The sequence below is a fragment of the Paenibacillus antri genome (assembly GCF_005765165.1).
In the GTDB taxonomy this organism is placed as follows: domain Bacteria; phylum Bacillota; class Bacilli; order Paenibacillales; family YIM-B00363; genus Paenibacillus_AE; species Paenibacillus_AE antri.
In genome coordinates, this window is the sequence record NZ_VCIW01000009.1 from 138,073 (window position 1) to 156,004 (window position 17,932).

The window sequence follows — 17,932 nt, forward strand, 5'->3', positions numbered from 1 at the left end:
GGGAGTGCGTCCCATGGACAAGAAGTTATTGGAAAAATTAGAGTATCCGAAAATATTAAATAAACTGGAGTCCCACGCCGCCACATCGGTGGGGAAAGCGCTTGCCGCGGCGGCGCTGCCGAGCGGCGATCTGGAAGAAGTTCGCCATCGCCTGGCCGGCACCGACGAGGCCGCCGCGATCGATCGGATGAAGGGCGCGGCGCCGTTCGGCGGCATTACCGACATCCGCGCGAGCCTGAAGCGGGCCGCGATCGGCGGTACGCTCAGCGCGTTCGAGCTGCTCGGCGTCGCCGATACGGTGCAGGGCGGCCGCCGGGTGCGGCGGTTCGTCGAGGCGTATCAAGAGAAGCACGACGCTCCGATTCTCGGCGCGTTGGCAGAAGGCATCGAGGAGCTGCGTACGCTCGAAGACGCGATCCGCCGCTGCATCGACGAGAACGGGATCGTCGTCGACACCGCTTCCGACGAGCTGTACAAGGTGCGCCGGGAGCTGCGCTCCGGCGAGGCGCGCGTGCGCGAGAAGCTGGAGTCGATGGTGCGCAGCTCCTCGACGCAGAAGATGCTGCAGGAGGCGCTCATCACGGTGCGGAACGACCGCTTCGTCATCCCGGTGAAGAGCGAATACCGCAGCGCGTTCGGCGGCATCGTGCACGACCAGTCGTCTTCCGGCGCCACGATGTTCATCGAGCCGGAGCAGGTCGTGCAGATGAACAACAAGCTGCGCGAGCTGCGGATCCAAGAAGAGCGGGAAATCGAGAAAATATTGCAGCGCTTGTCCGCCGCCGTCGCGGAACACACCGACCCGCTCGAGTCGAACGTCGACCTGCTCGGTCAGCTGGACTTCCTGTTCGCGAAGGCGCGGCTCGCCCGCGAGATGAAAGCGAGCCTGCCGGCCATGAACGGCAAGGGCTTCCTGCGCATCCGCCGGGGCCGCCATCCGCTCATCCCGGTCGAGCACGCCGTGCCGCTCGACATCGAGCTCGGCGGCTCGTACTCGGCGATTATCGTGACCGGACCGAACACCGGGGGCAAGACGGTATCGCTGAAGACGGTCGGACTGCTGAGCCTGATGGCGATGACGGGGCTGTTCGTCCCGGCCGAGGACGGCAGCGAGCTGTGCGTGTTCGACGCGGTGTTCGCCGACATCGGCGACGAGCAGAGCATCGAGCAGAACCTCAGTACGTTCTCGTCGCACATGACCAACATTATCGGCATCTTGAAGAAAATGACCCCGCGCTCCCTCGTCCTGCTCGACGAGGTCGGAGCGGGCACCGATCCCGCCGAGGGCTCGGCGCTCGCGATCGCCATTCTCGAGCACATCCGGGCGATGGGGTGCCGCTTGATCGCGACGACGCACTACAGCGAGCTGAAGGCGTACGCGTACGACAAGGCAGGCGTCATTAACGCTTCGATGGAGTTCGACGTCGAGACGCTGCGTCCGACGTACCGGCTGCTGGTCGGCGTGCCGGGCCGAAGCAACGCGTTCGCGATCGCCGAGCGGCTCGGCCTGTCGCGCCGCGTCATCGAAGACGCGCGCGTGCAGGTGACGGAAGAGGACCAGCGCGTCGAGTCGATGATCGCGAAGCTCGAGGAGCATCGGATCGCCGCGGAGGCCGAGCGCCGGGAGGCGGAGCGGCTTCGCCGCGAGACGGAGGAGCTGCGCCGCGAGCTGACGGAAGAGAAGCGCAAGCTCCACGAGCAGCGCGACAAGTGGATGGCGGAGGCGGAGCGCGAGGCGGCGGATGCGGTGGCGAAGGCGCGCCGCGAAGCGGACGCGATCATCGCCGATCTGCGCAAGCAGGCGATGGAGGAAGGCGCGTCGATCAAGGAGCATAAGCTGATCGAAGCGAAGCGCCGGTTAGAGGAGACCGCGCCGAAGCCGCGAAAGCCTTCCGCGTCGCCGAGCGCCTCGCGGGCGAAGGCGCAGGTGTCGCCGGGCGACGAGGTGAAGGTCGTCTCCCTCGGGCAGCGCGGTCACGTCGTCGAGCGCCAAGCGGACGGCGCCGTCGTGCAGCTCGGCATCATCAAGATGAAGGTCGCGCTCACCGACCTCGAGCCGGTCGGCGCTTCCGCGCCGTCGAAGCAGCAGCGGAGCGTCGCCACCGTGAAGCGGACCCGCGACGAGAACGTCCGTACCGAGCTCGACCTCCGCGGCTCCAACGTCGAGGAAGCGATCGTCGAGGTGGATCGCTTCCTCGACGAAGCGATCATGGCGAACCTGTCGCAGGTGTACATCATTCACGGCAAGGGGACCGGCGTACTGCGGACCGGCATTCAAGATTTCCTGCGCCGTCACAAGCACGTCCGCACGTTCCGCATCGGCGCCTTCAACGAGGGCGGCCACGGCGTCACCGTCGCCGAGCTGAAGTAACTAGACGCGAATCTGCGGTAAGCGGAAATTCCGCCAATAGCCGCACATGGCGCCTTAACCGACGAAGTAAGCCGCATACTGTGAGGAATAACCGTCAGGCAATCGCCTGGCGGTTATTTTTTCGCCGGATTCCCGCGTACCATCCGCCAAAGAAAAAGCCGCCCGCCCCCCATCGAAAGGGGGACAAGCGGCTGCCGACCGACTCAGTCGTTCGCGGGTATAAAGGCGACGGCGTTCGTTCGTAAGTAGCTGACGGCTTGCTGGGGATTCGCCCGGGACATCCGGACGAACCCGCCGGCGCCTTCGGCGAACTCGAAGGTTCCCAGCTCGATCCACCCGGATTGGCCTGCCGTGAAGTCCGAGACGACCTCGGTCACGCCGCCGGCATGATGCACGGCCAGCTTCGTGGCCGGCTCGCTGGCCGGATGCACGATGCGGTACGCAAGCACCTGGTACGTGCCCGCTTCTAAATTCGGCGTCCAAGTCGCGGCTCCGCCCGCCGTCCCGCTATAGCGCGTAATGGAACCGTTGTAGCCGGTCAATCCGCTCAGCGCCCACGAGCCGACGACCTCCTTGTACTGCGGGCTGGTCGGGTCCACGACGATCGCCTCTGCCGGCAGCGCGGCATCGCCGCGCTCTTCGACGACGGGGACGCCGTCGTTATTGACGATGTTTTCCGTGCTCGGTATGTTTACTTTAATCGGGTGATTGACGTTGATATACGTATTGCCGCTCAGCTCTACATTGCGGGCGTTCTTCAGATGGACGGCCGTCGCATGCGCGCCGATGTGCAGATCCTTGAACGTATTGTTGCGAATGACGATGCCGTCGTTATACTTCTCCTTATTGAAGGAAGCGTGATTTTCGAACGTCGTGATCGTCCCGTCGTACGAGTTATACTTCTGAATCCACGTCGATTGCTCGAACAGGTTGTTCTGAATGACGACGTTCCGCGCGAAAGGACCGGTATTGACGCTGGTCGGTCCCAATCCGATATTGGAGTATGCGTTATTGCGGAAGACGCTGTTTTCGACGAGCAAATTTTTGTTCATGAACACCAAGGCGGTGCCGAAATTGCCCTCGACCGTACTGTTCCGGAGGATGACCTGATCCCATTCGTAGCCTTGATGCGTCAACCGGGAGCCGACCTTCACCGTATCGGGGAGCGGGTCCGCGAAGGTGAGAACATCCATAACGCCCCCCTCGTTCGCGGCCGATGCGATAACGCGTTCGAACGGCTGATCCCCGACCCAGAAGGCGACCGTGTCGCCGGCGTCGAACGACAGCGACCCGACGCCGTAAGACGTACGGATGGAATAGTCGTCGATTCGCTCCTTCACTTCGACGAAGGTGCTTCGGCTGACGAGCGGATCCCATCGCACGCCCTTCACGTACACTTCATCCATCAAGAGCTGACCCCTGTTATTGGAAAAGTGGAACGCGTCGCGCGGTCCGACGGCCAAGGAGCTGCCCTGCGGCTCCACCCGGACGTTCTTGACCGTGAAATTTTTGTTATACCCGGCCAGCATGGACATGCCCAGCGAATTGTAAATCCGGACATTTTCTAACGTGATATTCTCGGAGTACATGACCCGCAAATTCGGATTCGCGGTGTCGACGTTGAAGTGCCAAGAGATCCCTTGACCGACCTCGACCCGATTCGAGAAGCCCATCCCCGAAATCCGGTACCGGTCGTCGCTTCCGTCCTGCACCTTGCTCCACGTCGTCGCGAAGTACCCGTCCTTATCCGTGCCGATCGTCAGCGCGTCTACGGGAAGAAGCATCCCCGTCTCGAGATCCCAGCTGTTCGCGGAGTACGCCTTCATTCCGTCGAAGTGAGGCATCCCTGGGAAAATGTCGACGACGACCGTGTCGCTCGCCCGGTCCACCGAGACGATTTCGCCGGCGGTGGCGAAGCGGGGACCGTAATCCAAAATCAGATTTTCGAGCTTTACGTTTTTCGCGTTTTCGATGAAGAAATGGCCGGCCGCGGCCGCTCCGCTCACGTCGTTCCCGAGCGGAAGGTTGACCTGAAGCGCGGTCGCCGGGGCGCCGTCCGCATACGTCGCGCCGCGGACGGTGACGTTGCGCATATGCGAGAGGCGAAGCATCGCCTCTTCTCCCGCGGCCGTGCCGAGATTGTACACGCCTTCCTCGAAGGCGAGCACGTTCCGGCTGTTGCTCGAAGCCGCCGCTTGGATCGCCAGCTGAATGGCCGGCGCGTCGTCGGCGCCGTCGTTCGCGACCGCGCCGTAATCCGCAACGTTGAGAATCATCGGATACGGTTCCGCTCCTTCCGCATGAACGCCGCCGGCGCCCAACCCTTGTCCCGCCGTCAGAAACAGCATCGCGGCGACGCACGCGCCAAGCGGCTTCGTCAGTGTTCTCCTCGCGTTCGATATCAACGCATCATCCCCTTTAGAAAGTAATACCCTCCGGCGCCCCGTATTGAAAGCGCTTCAAAGGGCTTATTTACATTCATCTTAAGTTCAACTAAGATGCAAGTAAATGTCTTGCTTTTTATCGAAAATATACTTTTTTTACGATAGGGGACGCGCAAATGTCCGTATCCTTATTCGAATACAAAACGGAATTATCTTATTATAAATTTTGGCGCCGGAAGGATCGCTTCATCTTGTACGAAGACGTCTACGACGAATGGAGCTTGGTCGGCGTCGAGGAAGGCTCGTTCGAATACGAGATTAACGGGGAAAAAGGAACCGCGGCGTTCGGCGATCTCGTCGTTTGTCCGCCGAAGGTGCCTTTTCGCAGAGTGGTCATCTCGCCCTTGTCGTTCCACCATGCCAAGGTCGTCCTGCGTCGCGACGGCGTCGCTTTGCAGGAGGCGAGGGAGAAACGGCTCTCGGGCAAAATCAGCGTGTCCGATACGGAGCGTCTGAAAGCCAATTACGACATCCTGAAGGTGAGCGGGCGGGCGTGGAAGCAAGCGGAGCAATTCGCGAAGTGCAATCACTACGTCTATGACACCTGGTATTTATGCTTCCGCGAGCTCGAGGCGATGGCGCGCGAGGAGCAGGAGACCGGGGTCGAAGACGAATCTATGGCTCGGGCGATGCAGCTTATTCGCCAACAGGCGTTCCGTCCGCTGCATCTCGGCGAGCTGGCCGTCTCGCTTCGGCTGTCTCCGTCCCGCTTCACGCAGCGATTCAAGAAGACGTACGGCCTTGCGCCGAGCGAATACGTGACCTCGCTTCGGCTGGAGAAGGCCAAGACGCTGCTGCTGGAGACGGACCTGCTCCTGGACGACGTCGCGGAGAGCTGCGGGTATCAGAACGGGTATTATTTCAACCGGGTGTTTACGAAAGAGATGGGCGTGACGCCGGGACGGTTTCGGAAAACGAACCAAATGTAACCTACCGCAAATACTCGCGGATGCCGTCCGAAAACCGGATCGGCGGCGTTCGATATGCCTCGTAGAAGGGCGTGCCTTCGCGGCAAATGTTTTCTTCGAGCAGCATGGCCAGCTGATTGCCGGTGATCGGGAAGAAGGGGAACCGCTCGAACAGGCGCACGGCCGGCTTCATAAGCCAGAGCGGCGCATGGACGAGGGCGATACGACGGCGGCCGATCGCGGCGCCGATATCCCGCAGCATGTCGTTGTAGGCGATCTGCTCCGGGCCGCCGACGTCGAACGCGACGTCGACCGGCTCGTACGTCAGCGCCTTGACGAAGACGTCGGCGACGGTGCGCAGCGACACGGGCTGCATGCGGTAGCGGCCGTCGCCGATGACCGGGGTGAGCGGCAACCGCGCAAGCCCGGCCAGCATGTTGACGAATTCGTCGCCGGGGCCGAACACGACCGACGGTCGAAAGATAACGTAGGGGATTCCGCTCGACCGCACGAGCTCCTCCCCCGCCCGCTTGGAGCGGAAGTAGCCCGTCGTCGCGCCCGGACGGGCGCCTAGAGCGCTCATATGGATAAACCGCTTGCCTTCCGCGGCGGCGAAGCCGGCGTCGACGCACGCCGCGACGAGGCGCCGCGTCCCTTCTTCGTGGACCCGTTCGAAGGTGACGCCCCGCGAAGGCGCCTCGCGGATGATGCCGACGAGATGGATGACCGCGTCCGCGTCCGCCAACGCGGCCCGATACGTCTCCGGCGCAAGCAGGTCGCCCCGGACGACGCGCGCGCGCGGCGAACCGGCGGCGGCCCCGCGAAGCCGGCTTCCCGGGCGTACTAAACAGATCGCTTCGTGGCCATGTTCCGCCAAAGCGTCGACGACGGCGGTGCCGACGTAGCCGGTCGCTCCCGTGACGAATACGCGCATCCTCTTCCAACCCCTTCCACTATTCCACCTCATTGTAAATCAAAGACGTTCGAAAGGGAACGCCGGCGACGGCGACTTTTTTCCCGGGCGGGATTTCGTTACAATAAGGGAAGTCATGCTTATCGTTTCCGAAGGGGGAGAAGCCGTGAAATACTTATGGGGAACGCTGCTCGTCTTCGCCCTGATTTTCTTAATTTGCGGCGTATATTACTTTAGCAAGCTATAGAAGAGGAGAATATCCGATGTCGCAGCAGCAACAGCAAGTGTGCCCTTGGTGTCAGATGGAGATTACGTGGGACGAGGAGCTCGGACCGGAGCCGAATTGTCCCCACTGCTATAACGAGCTGGCCGAATACCGGACGGTGTCCATTCCGCTGAGGAAGGACGGGGGTATCGCGTTCGACGAAGAGTCGAACGACGACTGGAACCGGTACACGCGCGCGGCGGAGCAGTATTTGGACGCGCAAGAAGAAGTGCCGGAATGTCCGCAATGCCAGGAGTACATGGTGCACGCGGGCGAGCAGATCGTCTCCGAGACGGCGTTCGCGCCGAAGACGCCGTCGCCGATGTTCCCGCCGTTCCTCAAGGCTCCGTTCCGGCTCGATATGTTCGTATGCCCGCACTGCTTCACGGTGCATCAACGGCTGAGCTCGAAAGACAAGGCGGCGCTCGTCCGCCGTCTCGGCGAAGAGCAGGACTGATTCCCGGCTCGCGCGCGGCTTCTGCGGGCCCCCTCTTTTTTCCAAGACGTTTCCGTTCCGCGAATTTGGGCAACCTACGTGGAAGCTACGCGCAAGGGAACGAAACAAGGGGAACAAAGGGGTACGAACCATGCCGCAAAAGCTGGAGCGCTCGGGAGGCCGTCTCGACGGCCAAACTCGGCTTCTACTTCTCGTCAACGCTTTGTTTGCATGCGCCAACGCGCTATCCGGAGCCTTCGTCAACGTCTATCTGTGGAAGGCCAAACAAGATTTCGCGATGATCGGTTGGTTCGCGCTGTCTCACCAAATCGTGATGGCGACGATGTTCGTCGTGATCGGCAAGTGGGTGAAAGAACGCAACAAGATGAATTCGCTGCGGCTCGGCGTCGCGCTCGCGGCGATCTTCTACTTGCTCGTGCTGCTGCTCGGCAAGAGCGCGGCGCAGTGGGTCGTCTTGCTCGGGGGCGTACAGGGCATGTCTTCGGCGTTCTTCTGGCTCGCCTTCAACGTCGTGTATTTCGAGGTGACCGATCGCGATAACCGAGACCGCTTCAACGGCTGGGCCGGACTGCTCGGCTCCGCCGTCGGCATGGCCGCGCCGTGGATTTCGGGCTTCCTCATCACGAGGATGCCGGACACGACCGGCTACCGTCTCATCTTCTCGATCTCGCTCGGCGTGTTCGTCGTCGGCGCGTTCGTCAGCTTCTTCCTGAAGAAGCGCCCGGTGCAGCAAAACTATGAATGGCTGTACGGCATCAAGCAGCTCCGACAGCAGGGCAACGGGTGGCGGAGCGCTTACCCGGCGCTGTTCGCGCAGGGCGTAAGGGAAGGCGTCTTCGGCTTCTTGATCGGCCTGATGGTGTATATCGCGACGAAGAACGAGCTGCAGCTCGGCAATTACGCGCTGATTACGTCGGCCGTGTCGCTCGTCGCCTTCTTCTTGGCGGGGAGGCTCGTCAAGCCGGGGCGGCGGTCGATCCCGATGCTCGCGGGGGCGCTCGCCATGACGCTGATCATCTTGCCGTTCTTCTGGCAGGTGAACTACACGACGCTGATCGTCTTCGGGATCGTGGTCGCCCTGTTTTACCCGCTGTACTCGATTCCGATCACGTCGACGATCTTCGATATGATCGGCGCGAACACGGAGAGCGCGGAGCACAGGGTCGAATACGTCGTGCTGCGGGAGACGGCGCTCAATATGGGGCGGATTCTAGGTACGATCGCGTTCATCGCGGTCGTATCCTTCACGAAGGAGCCGACGCATATTACGACGTTAATGTTGATTTTGGGGGCGGCGCCGATCTTCTCGTGGTTTTTCATTCGGAAGCATCTGGCCGAAGGCGGGCGCTGAGCGCCCTTTTTTTATCGCATGGTTGCATAAAAATACGTTCGTGCGTATAATTATGAATATGGTCATACGAAAGATGAAAGGCGGCGGGTCGAAGTGAAAATCGCATTCGAAATCAAAGTCCCCGAGGCGGAAGCGTTCTTCGGTTTGATGAACGAAGCGGCGGACGCGAACGCGCGGTACGAGGCGCTGCTGAGCGCCGGTCCGAACGTGATCGCGGCCTACGACGGGGAGAAGCTGGTCGGTGTCGGCGCCGGAGGCGACGTGACGGTGCATCCGGCGTATCTACGGCGCGACATCGAGCACAATATGAAGAAATTGGTCCGTTGGTAACGGCATAACGCGGCGAAACTCCCGAGAACGGGAGTTTTTTTGTTTTGCAGGAAGGACCTCGCTTCGGGTAATATGGAAGGTATCTTCAAAAATTCAAAAGTCGATTGACGACCAGGGGGGAACGCAACACATGACGGAGCTTCAATTGAGGATTCTCGAACTGTTGAAAGAGGATTCCAGGCGCGATGCCGCGCTGCTCGCCACGATGTTGGACGAAAGCGAGGAGACGATTCGAGCGGCGATCCGCGAGATGGAAGACAACAACGTCATCGTGAAATACGCGACGGTCGTCAATTGGTCCAAGGTCGATCAAGAGAAGGTTACCGCGCTCATCGAAGTGCAAATCACGCCGGAGCGCGGACACGGCTTCGACGCGATCGCGGAGCGCATTTATTTATATCCGGAGGTCAAGAGCGTGTATTTGATGTCGGGCGCCTACGATCTGCAGGTCGAGATCGAAGGGAAGAGCCTGCGCGAGATCGCTTCGTTCGTCTCCAATAAGCTGTCTACGCTCGAGCGCGTGCTCTCGACGAAGACGTTTTTCATCTTGAAAAAATACAAACAGGACGGCATCATATTCGAGGGCCGCGAAGGCGATCACCGAATGGTCGTGTCGCCGTAATTATAGGAGGTGCGCGCCATGAAACGGTATTTGACTCCGTTCGTGCAGGCGATCCCTCCGTCGGGGATACGCAAATTTTTCGATTTGGTCAGCGGCAGCAAAGACATCATCTCCCTCGGCGTCGGGGAGCCGGATTTCGTGACGCCGTGGCGGTTCCGCGACGCGGCCGTCAACGGTCTCGAGCAAGGACGCACGACGTATACGCATAACGCCGGCCTCCCGGAGCTCCGCGAGGCGATCGCCGAGTATCTTTATAATCAATTCGCCGTGAAATACGAGCCGAGAGACGAGGTGCTCGTCACGGTCGGCGGCAGCGAAGCGATCGATCTGGCGCTGCGGGCGCTCGTGTCGCCCGGCGACGAAGTGCTCGTGCCGGAGCCGTGCTACGTGTCGTATTCGCCGATCACGGCGATCGGCGGCGGCATCCCGGTCGGCATCGAGACGTTCGCGAAGGACCAGTTCAAGCTGCGCGCGGATTCGCTGAAGGCGGCGATTACGCCGCGGACGAAGGTGCTGATCCTCAGCTACCCGAGCAACCCGACCGGAGGCATCATGACGCGCGAGGACTACGAGCCGATCGCGAAGCTCGTGGAGGAGCACGATCTCATCGTCATCTCCGACGAAATCTACGCCGAGCTGTCGTACGACGGCAAGCATTGCAGCTTCGCGTCCTTGCCGGGCATGCGGGACCGCACGATCCTCGTGAGCGGCTTCTCGAAGGCGTTCGCGATGACCGGCTGGCGCATGGGGTACGCGTGCGGCCACCCGGACATTATCGGCGCGATGCTGAAGATCCACCAGTATACGGTCATGTGCGCGCCCGTCATGGGGCAGCTGGCGGCGATCGAAGCGCTGAAGAACGGCATGGAAGAGAAGGATCGGATGGTCGAGTCGTATAACCAGCGCCGCCGTCTCGTCGTGAAGGGCTTCCGCGACATCGGCCTCGACATTCACGAACCGCACGGGGCGTTCTATGCGTTCCCGTCGATCGCGAAGACCGGCCTCTCGTCGGAGGAGTTCGCGCAGCGGCTGCTCGTCGAAGGCAAGGTCGCCGCGGTGCCGGGCCATGTGTTCGGCCTCGGCGGGGAAGGCTTCCTGCGCTGCTCGTACGCGACGTCGGTCGCGAATTTGACCGAGGCGATCGACCGGATCGGCGCGTTCGTGCATACGCTGAGAGCGACGCAGAACGCGTAAAGCGAGATCGGTTTGTCGAAAGACGTTGAAAATTGTATTGTCAGGCGGAACCATTTTCCCTATAATCGTCTTTATGAGATGAGCAACACCTGAATTGAATTGCTTGATTTACGTTCTTGGGTCCTTGTTCGCGCACGCAGCGCGGGCAAGGTGAAAAGGGAAGCCGGTGCGAGTCCGGCGCGGTCCCGCCACTGTAACTTGGGGATGCGTTTCGATATGCCACTGTTTCGCGAACGACAAGCGGAATGGGAAGGCGAAGCGCGTCATTCAACCCATAAGCCAGGAGACCTGCCTAAGAGCGATTGCTGACAACTCCTTCGAGGAAAAGGATGCGGCTCGACGCAGGACGCCAAGCGTACGCTTGGTCGCGCGTTCCTGAACTCGTTGTGCCAGCCTTCCGTTTCTATTCGAGACGGAAGGCTTTTCTTTTTTTTGTCATTCGGCAAGCAAGCGGCGGTGCGATTCTCTCTCATAGAAAAACAACAGGGTCGAGGAGAGGTTATCGGTATGTGGAAGCGTTGGTTAACAGGGTTGTTGTCGGTCGTATTGGCGGTCGCGCTGGCGGCGTGCGGAGGCAATGCCGGGGAGACGGCGCCGCCGGCGGCGGAACCGGCTCCGCAAGGCGAGGAGTCTCCTGCGGAGGCGCCGGCGGAATCGTCCGCGGAGGCGGCGTATCCGCTGACGGTGACGGACGCGTCGGGAACGGACGTCGTGTTCGAGAAGGCGCCGGAGCGGATCGTCTCCATCGCGCCGAGCGAGACGGAGGTGCTGTTCGCGGTCGGCGCGGGCGCGAACGTCGTCGGCGTCGACGATTGGAGCGACTTCCCGGCGGACGTCGAAGGGCTGCCGCGCGTCGGCGGGCTCGAAGCGAACGTCGAGGCGATTCTCGAGCTGGAGCCGGACGTCGTCTTCGCGGGTTGGTCGATGAGCGCGGCGACGATCGAGGAGCTGCGGAAGCTCGGGCTGACGGTGTACGCGTTCGAGACGCAGACGCTGGACGAAGCGATCGCGCATATCCGCGAGGTGGGCAAGATCGTAGACAACGCGGCGGAGGCGGAAGCGGTCGCGGTCAAGATGGAAGCCGACCGGCAGAAGGTCGTCGACGCGGTCGCGGGGCTGACCGACGCGGAGAAGAAGAAGGTGTACGTCGAATTTTCCCCGGGCTGGACGGTCGGCAAGGGCGAATTCATGGACGAGCTGTTGACGTTGGCCGGCGGAGTGAACGTCGCCGATCAGCCCGGCTGGTACGAGATCAGCGAGGAGAACATTATCGAGGCGAATCCGGAAGTGATCTTGTATAGCGCCGGAGTAGAAGGATTGGAAGGCATCATTACGGGACGAGCCGGGTGGAGCAAAATCGACGCGCTCGCGAACGGTCAGATGTTTGCGATCGACGACAACCTGATCTCGCGTCCGGGACCGCGCCTCACGGAAGCGCTCCTCGAGGTCGCGAAGGCGCTCTATCCGGAACGGATCGGACAATAATATGAGGCGAAAGCTGATCGGATGGGGAGGAGCGGGAGCGCTGCTCCTCCTTCTGTCTCTCGTCGTCAGCGTATCGCTCGGTTCGGCTTCCACGCTCGGCGTCGGCACGGTGTGGCGCGTCTTGGTCGGCGCGCTGCCGGGAATCGGCGGGCTCGTGGAACCGACGTGGTCCGTCGCTCACGAGCAGATCGTTCTGCAGGTGCGGCTGCCCCGCATCGCGCTCGGCATGCTCGTCGGCGCGGCGCTCGCGACGGCGGGCGCGGGCTTCCAGGGCGTGCTGCGCAATCCGCTCGCCGATCCGTTCACGCTCGGGGTCGCCTCGGGCGCGTCGGTCGGCGCAGCGTTCCTCATCTTGACGAACGCGCAGTTTCTCTTCGGCTTCGCGACGATCCCCGTCGTCGCGTTCTGCACCGGCATGGCGACGCTGTGCGCGGTGTACCTGCTGGCGCGGGTCGACGGCGGCATGCGGCGGGAGACGCTCATCCTCGCCGGAGTCGTGCTGAGCGCGTTCCTCGGCGCGGTCGTCTCCTTCATGGTGTCGCTGTCCGACGACGTCGTCAACCAGATCGTCTTCTGGCTGATGGGCAGCCTCACGCTGCGCGGTTGGCCGTATTCCGCGGCCGTCGCGCCGTACGTCGCCGTCGGCGTCGTCGTCTTATGCGCGTACGCCCGGACGCTCAACTTGTTCGAGCTGGGCGAGCGAAGCGCCGCCCACCTCGGGGTGCGGGTCGAGCGGACGCGTTGGATCGTGCTCGCGGTGTCGACGCTCATGACGGCCGCCGCCGTATCGGTCACCGGCGTCATCGGCTTCGTCGGCCTCGTCGTTCCGCATATGATCCGGCTGCTGTTCGGCTCGGATTACCGGTTGATCGTGCCGCTGTCGGCGATCGGCGGCGCGGCGTTCGTCGTCTGGGCGGACACGCTCGCCCGGATGGCGCTCGCCCCGACGGAAATCCCGCTCGGCGTCGTGACGGCGTTCCTCGGCGCGCCGTTCTTCTTGTATTTGTTGACCCGGCACAAAAAGACGATAGGAGGCGGCTAGATGATTCGAGCGACGAATGTCAGCAAACGCTACGACAGTGCGCCGGTCTTGTCCGACGTTAGCTTCCAGGTTCGCGAGGGCGAGTTTTTCGGCATTCTCGGCCCGAACGGCAGCGGCAAGACGACGCTGCTGAAGCTGCTGTCCGGGCTCGAGCGTCCCGACGCCGGAGAGGCGTCGATCGGCGATCGCCCGGCGTTCGAATATAAGCGCAAAGAGCTGGCGCGTCTGCTCGCCGTGCTGCAGCAGGACGCGCTGCCTCCGGTCGGCTTTTCCGTGCGGGACGTGGTGGAGATGGGGCGGTATCCGTACCAAAACTGGCTAGGGGAAGAGCGCGGCGCCGACGCATCGGTCGTCGACTCGGTGCTCGATTGCATGGGACTGACGGCGCTGGCGGAGCGGTCGGTGGACCGGCTCAGCGGCGGCGAACGCCAGCGGGTCGCTTTGGCGAAAGCGATGGCGCAGCAGCCGAAGGCGCTGCTGCTCGACGAGCCGACGACGTACCTCGATATCGGATATCAGATTCAATTGATGGACCTCATCCGCATGTGGCAGAAGGATTCGTCGCTGACGGTCGTGGCGGTGCTTCACGACTTGAACCTGGCGGCGATGTACTGCGACCGTCTCCTGCTGATGGATCGGGGCCGCGCGGTCTGCTGCGGTTCGCCGCGGGAGGTGCTGACGCCCGGGCGCATCCGGGCCGTCTACGGCGCGAACGCCACCGTGCTGGCGCACCCGACGAACGGCGCGCCGCAGGTGCTGCTCGAATCGGGCGTTCCGGCGGCGACAAGCGCGTCGGCTTCGGGTATAATAAGCTAAATTTGGTAACGGACGAATTTGGTAACGGAAGAAACAGGGGACGGAGATGCACATGGACGATAAGTGGCTTACACGCGTCTGCCGTTCGATCGAACCGCTTCGCGAAGAGGCGATGGCGGCCGCGCGGGAGCGGCTCGATTCGCTCACGAAGCCGCCGGGCAGCTTAGGCGCGCTGGAACGGCTCGCGGAACGGCTCTCCGGCATCGCGGGGGCGATGCCGCCGCCGCTCGGGAAGAAGGTCGTCGTCGTCATGGCGGGCGATCACGGCGTCTGCGAGGAAGGCGTCAGCGCCTTCCCGCAAGCGGTGACGGAGCAGATGGTGTTGAATTTCTTGCGCGGGGGCGCCGCGGTCAACGTGTTCGCGAAGCACGCGGGCGCCGACGTCGTCTGCGTCGACATGGGCGTCGCGGCGACGATCGACCATCCCGGCCTGGTCGCTTCGAAGATCGCGCCGGGCACGGCGAACATGACGAAGGGGCCGGCGATGACGCGCGAGCAGGCGCTGAGCGCCTTATCGGCGGGCGTCGAGCTCGTCGGTCGGCTCGCGGGCGACGGCGTGCGGCTGATCGCGGTCGGCGAGATGGGCATCGGCAACTCGACGGCGGCCGCCGCGGTGACGAGCGCGCTGTTAGGCGTCCCGCCGGAAGCGTCCGTCGGCCGCGGCACCGGCGTCGACGACGCGGGGCTCGCCCGCAAGCGGGACGCGGTGGCGCGGGCGTTGGCGGCGAACGGCCTCGCGGCCGGCGCCGGCGCTTCGGGCCCGGAAGGCGCGCTCGAGACGCTGGCGAAGGTCGGCGGCTTCGAGCTCGCGGGCATCGCGGGCGTCTGCCTCGGCGCGGGCGTCTATCGCGTGCCGGTCGTCGTCGACGGCTACATCTCGACGGCGGCCGCCTTGGTCGCGTCCCGGTTGTCGCCGCACGTCGCATCGTATTTGATCGCTTCGCATCGCTCCGAGGAGCCGGGCCACGGCGTCGTCCTGGACGCGCTCGGGCTCGAGCCGATGCTGGAGCTCGGCATGCGTCTCGGCGAAGGGACCGGCGCGGCGCTTTCCTTGCGCATCGTGGAAGCGGCGGTCGATGTGCTCGGCAGCATGGCGACGTTCGCGTCGGCGGGCGTCTCGGGCAAGCTGGAGTAAGGGGTAACGTCGTAGTCTGAGTCGAAGTCGAAGTCGAAGTCGAAGTCGGAGGAGTAACGGCTATGGTCGTGGTATTGGTGACCGGGGGCGCCCGCAGCGGCAAGAGCGCCTTCGCGGAACGGTACGTCGAGCGGTACGCGGAGGAGGGTGTCTACGTCGCCACCGCGCAGTCGTTCGACGAGGAGATGGAGCGGCGCATCGCGACGCATCGGTCGCGGCGGGATACGGCCGGATTCGTCTGGAAGACGGTCGAGGAGCCGCTGAGGCTGCCGGAATGCTTGGAGGCGCTCGACTTCGAATATAACGTATACCGGTCCGGGCATACGGTCGTCCTCGTGGATTGTCTGACGCTATGGCTGTCCAATCTGCTCCTGCAATGGGAGGCGGAGCCGGACGCGGAAGCGCGCTGTCTGGCGCGCGTGGACGAGCTGGTCGCCGTCCTGCGCCGATTCCAAGGCACCGTCGTGCTCGTCACGAACGAGGTCGGCTTCGGCATCGTGCCGGCGACGCCGCTCGGCCGCCTGTACCGTGACGCCGCCGGACGGATGAACCAGAAGGTCGCCGCGGCGGCCGACCAAGTGTTCCTCGTCGCCTCCGGCATCCCGATCGAGCTGAAGAGCCGGGAGTATCGGTTATGACGGGGCTCGCGCTGTTTACGTGGGAGGAGACGCTGTGGATGGTCGCCGCGGCGCTCGCCGTCGACCTCGCCGTCGGCGACCCGTCGCGGCTGCCGCATCCCGTCGTCGCGATCGGCCGCTGGATCCGATGGATGGAAGCGAGAACGTACGTCGAAGCGCCGAGGGAGCGGTCGTTCCTGTTCGGCGTTTTGCTATGTGTAACGACGGCGGCCGGCAGCGCCGCGGCGGCATGGCTGATCGTACGGTGTTGTTTGTGGATCCACCCTTGGCTCGGCTACGCCGCGAACGTCTGGCTCGTCTCGACGACGATCGCGTGGCGCGGGCTCGCGGACGCCGGGCTGCGCGTGTACCGGCCGCTCGTCGCGGGCCGGCTGGACGAAGCCCGAATGTACACGGGATATATTGTCGGTCGGGACACGGCGGCGCTGGACGAGCCGGAGCTGACGCGAGCGACGGTGGAGACGGTAGCGGAAAATACGGTCGACGCCGTGCTGTCGCCCGTCGTCTTCGCACTGCTCGGCGGCGCCGCGGGGGCGATGCTTTATCGGGCGGCGAACACGCTCGATTCGATGGTCGGGTACCGGAACGCGCGGTACTTGTGGTACGGCAAAGCGTCGGCGCGGCTCGACGACGTCTTGAATTGGATTCCGGCGCGGCTGTCGGCATTGTTGTTGGCGGGCGCCGCCAGGCTGCGCGGGCTGCCGGGCGGCGCTGCGTTGCGGACCGTCCGGCGGTACGCGCGGCTGCATCCGAGTCCGAACAGCGGTTATCCGGAGTCGGCCGTCGCCGGCGCGCTCGGCGTTCGGCTCGGCGGCGTGAACATGTACAGCGGCGTCGAAAGCTTCCGGGCGTACATGGGCGAGCCGCGGGAGCCGCTTCGCAAGGAACATATCGTACGCACCGTCGGACTGCTCCATGCGTTCGGCGGATTGCTGTTAGGAGGCTTGTTATGCGCGGCGGTTCTGGTCACTTGGGGGATTGGGTAAGCGCGGCGGCGGCGGCCGTGCAGCTGATGACGCGGGTGCCGCTGCCGTTCGCTTCCGCGTGGAACGAGCGGGTCGCTCGGCGCAGCATCGCGTTTTACCCGTTGGCGGGGCTCGTCGTCGGCATCATCGCGGCGTTCCTGTATTGGGGAGGCTCGTTGCTGCTGCCGCCGGCGGCAGCAAGCGCGATCGTCGTCGCGGCGTGGGTGTGGTCGACGGGGGGGCTGCATCTGGACGGCTGGATGGATACCGCCGACGCGCTCGGCAGCAACCGCTCGCGAGAGCGGATGCTGGAAATCATGAAGGATCCCCGCGTCGGCGCGATGGGTGTGGCGGCTGGCGCGCTGCTGCTGCTCGGCAAGTACGCGTTCGTCCTGTCGCTCTTGGAATATACGGCCGCCGGCAGCCTGAATCTCGCGGCGGCGGTCGCCTGCGTGCCGATCGTCGCGCGCGCGTTCGCGCCGTGGGCGGTCGCCCTGTGGCCGTACGCCGGCGGCAGCGGCGGCATGGGCGCCGCGATGCGCTCGGCCGGACCGCGGCACGCCTTGGCGTCGGCGGCGGTCGGCGCGGCATGCCTCGCGGCGGCGCTCGCGCTGTTCGGCTCGGGCGACCCGCTGTTCCTGCTGCCGGTCGCTCTGGCCGGGGCGGCGCTCGCCGCCTTGGCCGGCGCCGTCGGCGCCGCTTGGCTGAACCGCCGCTTCGGGGGGCTCACCGGCGACACGTACGGCGCCTTGATCGAGGGCATCGAGCTGGCGCTGCTGCTCGCTCTCGTCGTGGCGGGGGCCTCCGGATAGCGGCCGAGGGTGGTGTCATGCGCCGCGCTCCTTCTCCCCGAGTTCCTCTCGCTCAGCCGAGCAGCTGAGCGAAGGGAAGACGAGGAGAAGGAGCCGCGGAAGAGATGCCTCCCGGCCCGGCTGAGGGTCTGGCGGTACATGCGCCGCGCTCCATCTCCCCGAGTTCCCTTCGCTCAGCCGAGCA

The 17,932-nt window shown here is 63.7% G+C and carries 16 protein-coding genes and 1 riboswitch; of the genes, 14 read left to right on the top strand and 2 right to left on the bottom strand.

The window, feature by feature from the left end:
• The first annotated feature begins 13 nt into the window (after positions 1–13).
• Positions 14–2,371 (top strand): endonuclease MutS2, encoded by a 2,358-nt coding sequence (locus FE782_RS15220; protein ID WP_138195070.1) that lies wholly within the window; start codon positions 14–16, stop codon positions 2,369–2,371.
• A 203-nt stretch (positions 2,372–2,574) separates the two neighbouring features.
• On the opposite strand, the gene FE782_RS15225 is transcribed toward FE782_RS15220, so the two are convergent.
• Positions 2,575–4,776, bottom strand: a complete 2,202-nt coding sequence (locus FE782_RS15225; RefSeq protein WP_138195071.1) for a golvesin C-terminal-like domain-containing protein — start codon at positions 4,774–4,776, stop codon at positions 2,575–2,577.
• Between the two features lie 155 nt (positions 4,777–4,931).
• Between FE782_RS15225 and FE782_RS15230 the strand changes: the two genes are divergently transcribed.
• Positions 4,932–5,744 carry a helix-turn-helix domain-containing protein gene (locus FE782_RS15230; protein WP_138195072.1) on the top strand — a complete coding sequence of 271 codons (813 nt, stop codon included), beginning with the start codon at positions 4,932–4,934 and terminating at the stop codon, positions 5,742–5,744.
• A 1-nt stretch (position 5,745) separates the two neighbouring features.
• Here FE782_RS15230 and FE782_RS15235 read toward each other — a convergent pair whose 3' ends face one another.
• Positions 5,746–6,657, bottom strand: coding sequence for an NAD-dependent epimerase/dehydratase family protein (locus FE782_RS15235; RefSeq protein WP_138195073.1), 912 nt, complete (start codon positions 6,655–6,657; stop codon positions 5,746–5,748).
• A 242-nt stretch (positions 6,658–6,899) separates the two neighbouring features.
• Between FE782_RS15235 and FE782_RS15240 the strand changes: the two genes are divergently transcribed.
• From FE782_RS15240 to cobS, 12 genes are all read left to right on the top strand, one after another.
• A complete protein-coding gene (locus FE782_RS15240) occupies positions 6,900–7,358 on the top strand; it encodes a hypothetical protein (protein ID WP_138195074.1) in 459 nt (152 codons plus the stop codon).
• A gap of 130 nt (positions 7,359–7,488) precedes the next feature.
• Positions 7,489–8,709, top strand: a complete 1,221-nt coding sequence (locus FE782_RS15245; protein ID WP_138195075.1) for an MFS transporter — start codon at positions 7,489–7,491, stop codon at positions 8,707–8,709.
• A gap of 93 nt (positions 8,710–8,802) precedes the next feature.
• On the top strand, positions 8,803–9,039 hold the full coding sequence (locus FE782_RS15250; protein WP_138195076.1) for a hypothetical protein: 237 nt from the start codon (positions 8,803–8,805) through the stop codon (positions 9,037–9,039).
• Positions 9,040–9,169: 130 nt separating this feature from the next.
• Positions 9,170–9,661, top strand: coding sequence for an Lrp/AsnC family transcriptional regulator (locus FE782_RS15255; protein WP_138195077.1), 492 nt, complete (start codon positions 9,170–9,172; stop codon positions 9,659–9,661).
• A gap of 18 nt (positions 9,662–9,679) precedes the next feature.
• The gene (locus FE782_RS15260; protein WP_138195078.1) at positions 9,680–10,855 is read left to right on the top strand and encodes an aminotransferase class I/II-fold pyridoxal phosphate-dependent enzyme; all 1,176 of its coding nucleotides are present in this window, start codon (positions 9,680–9,682) and stop codon (positions 10,853–10,855) included.
• Between the two features lie 101 nt (positions 10,856–10,956).
• A riboswitch (cobalamin riboswitch) is annotated at positions 10,957–11,165 on the top strand.
• A 197-nt stretch (positions 11,166–11,362) separates the two neighbouring features.
• Positions 11,363–12,340: an ABC transporter substrate-binding protein gene (locus FE782_RS15265; RefSeq protein WP_138195079.1), complete on the top strand. Its 978-nt coding sequence runs from the start codon at positions 11,363–11,365 to the stop codon at positions 12,338–12,340.
• A gap of 1 nt (position 12,341) precedes the next feature.
• A complete protein-coding gene (locus FE782_RS15270; protein WP_138195080.1) occupies positions 12,342–13,382 on the top strand; it encodes a FecCD family ABC transporter permease in 1,041 nt (346 codons plus the stop codon).
• On the top strand, positions 13,383–14,198 hold the full coding sequence (locus FE782_RS15275; protein WP_138195081.1) for a heme ABC transporter ATP-binding protein: 816 nt from the start codon (positions 13,383–13,385) through the stop codon (positions 14,196–14,198). It begins immediately after the preceding gene.
• Positions 14,199–14,250: 52 nt separating this feature from the next.
• On the top strand, positions 14,251–15,333 hold the full coding sequence (gene cobT / locus FE782_RS15280; RefSeq protein WP_138195082.1) for a nicotinate-nucleotide--dimethylbenzimidazole phosphoribosyltransferase: 1,083 nt from the start codon (positions 14,251–14,253) through the stop codon (positions 15,331–15,333).
• A gap of 62 nt (positions 15,334–15,395) precedes the next feature.
• Positions 15,396–15,971 (top strand): bifunctional adenosylcobinamide kinase/adenosylcobinamide-phosphate guanylyltransferase, encoded by a 576-nt coding sequence (gene cobU / locus FE782_RS15285; RefSeq protein WP_138195083.1) that lies wholly within the window; start codon positions 15,396–15,398, stop codon positions 15,969–15,971.
• A complete protein-coding gene (gene cbiB, locus FE782_RS15290; protein ID WP_138195084.1) occupies positions 15,968–16,957 on the top strand; it encodes an adenosylcobinamide-phosphate synthase CbiB in 990 nt (329 codons plus the stop codon). Before cobU ends, cbiB begins: the two co-directional genes overlap by 4 nt.
• Positions 16,921–17,748, top strand: coding sequence for an adenosylcobinamide-GDP ribazoletransferase (gene cobS, locus FE782_RS15295; RefSeq protein ID WP_138195085.1), 828 nt, complete (start codon positions 16,921–16,923; stop codon positions 17,746–17,748). Before cbiB ends, cobS begins: the two co-directional genes overlap by 37 nt.
• Positions 17,749–17,932: the final 184 nt, after the last annotated feature.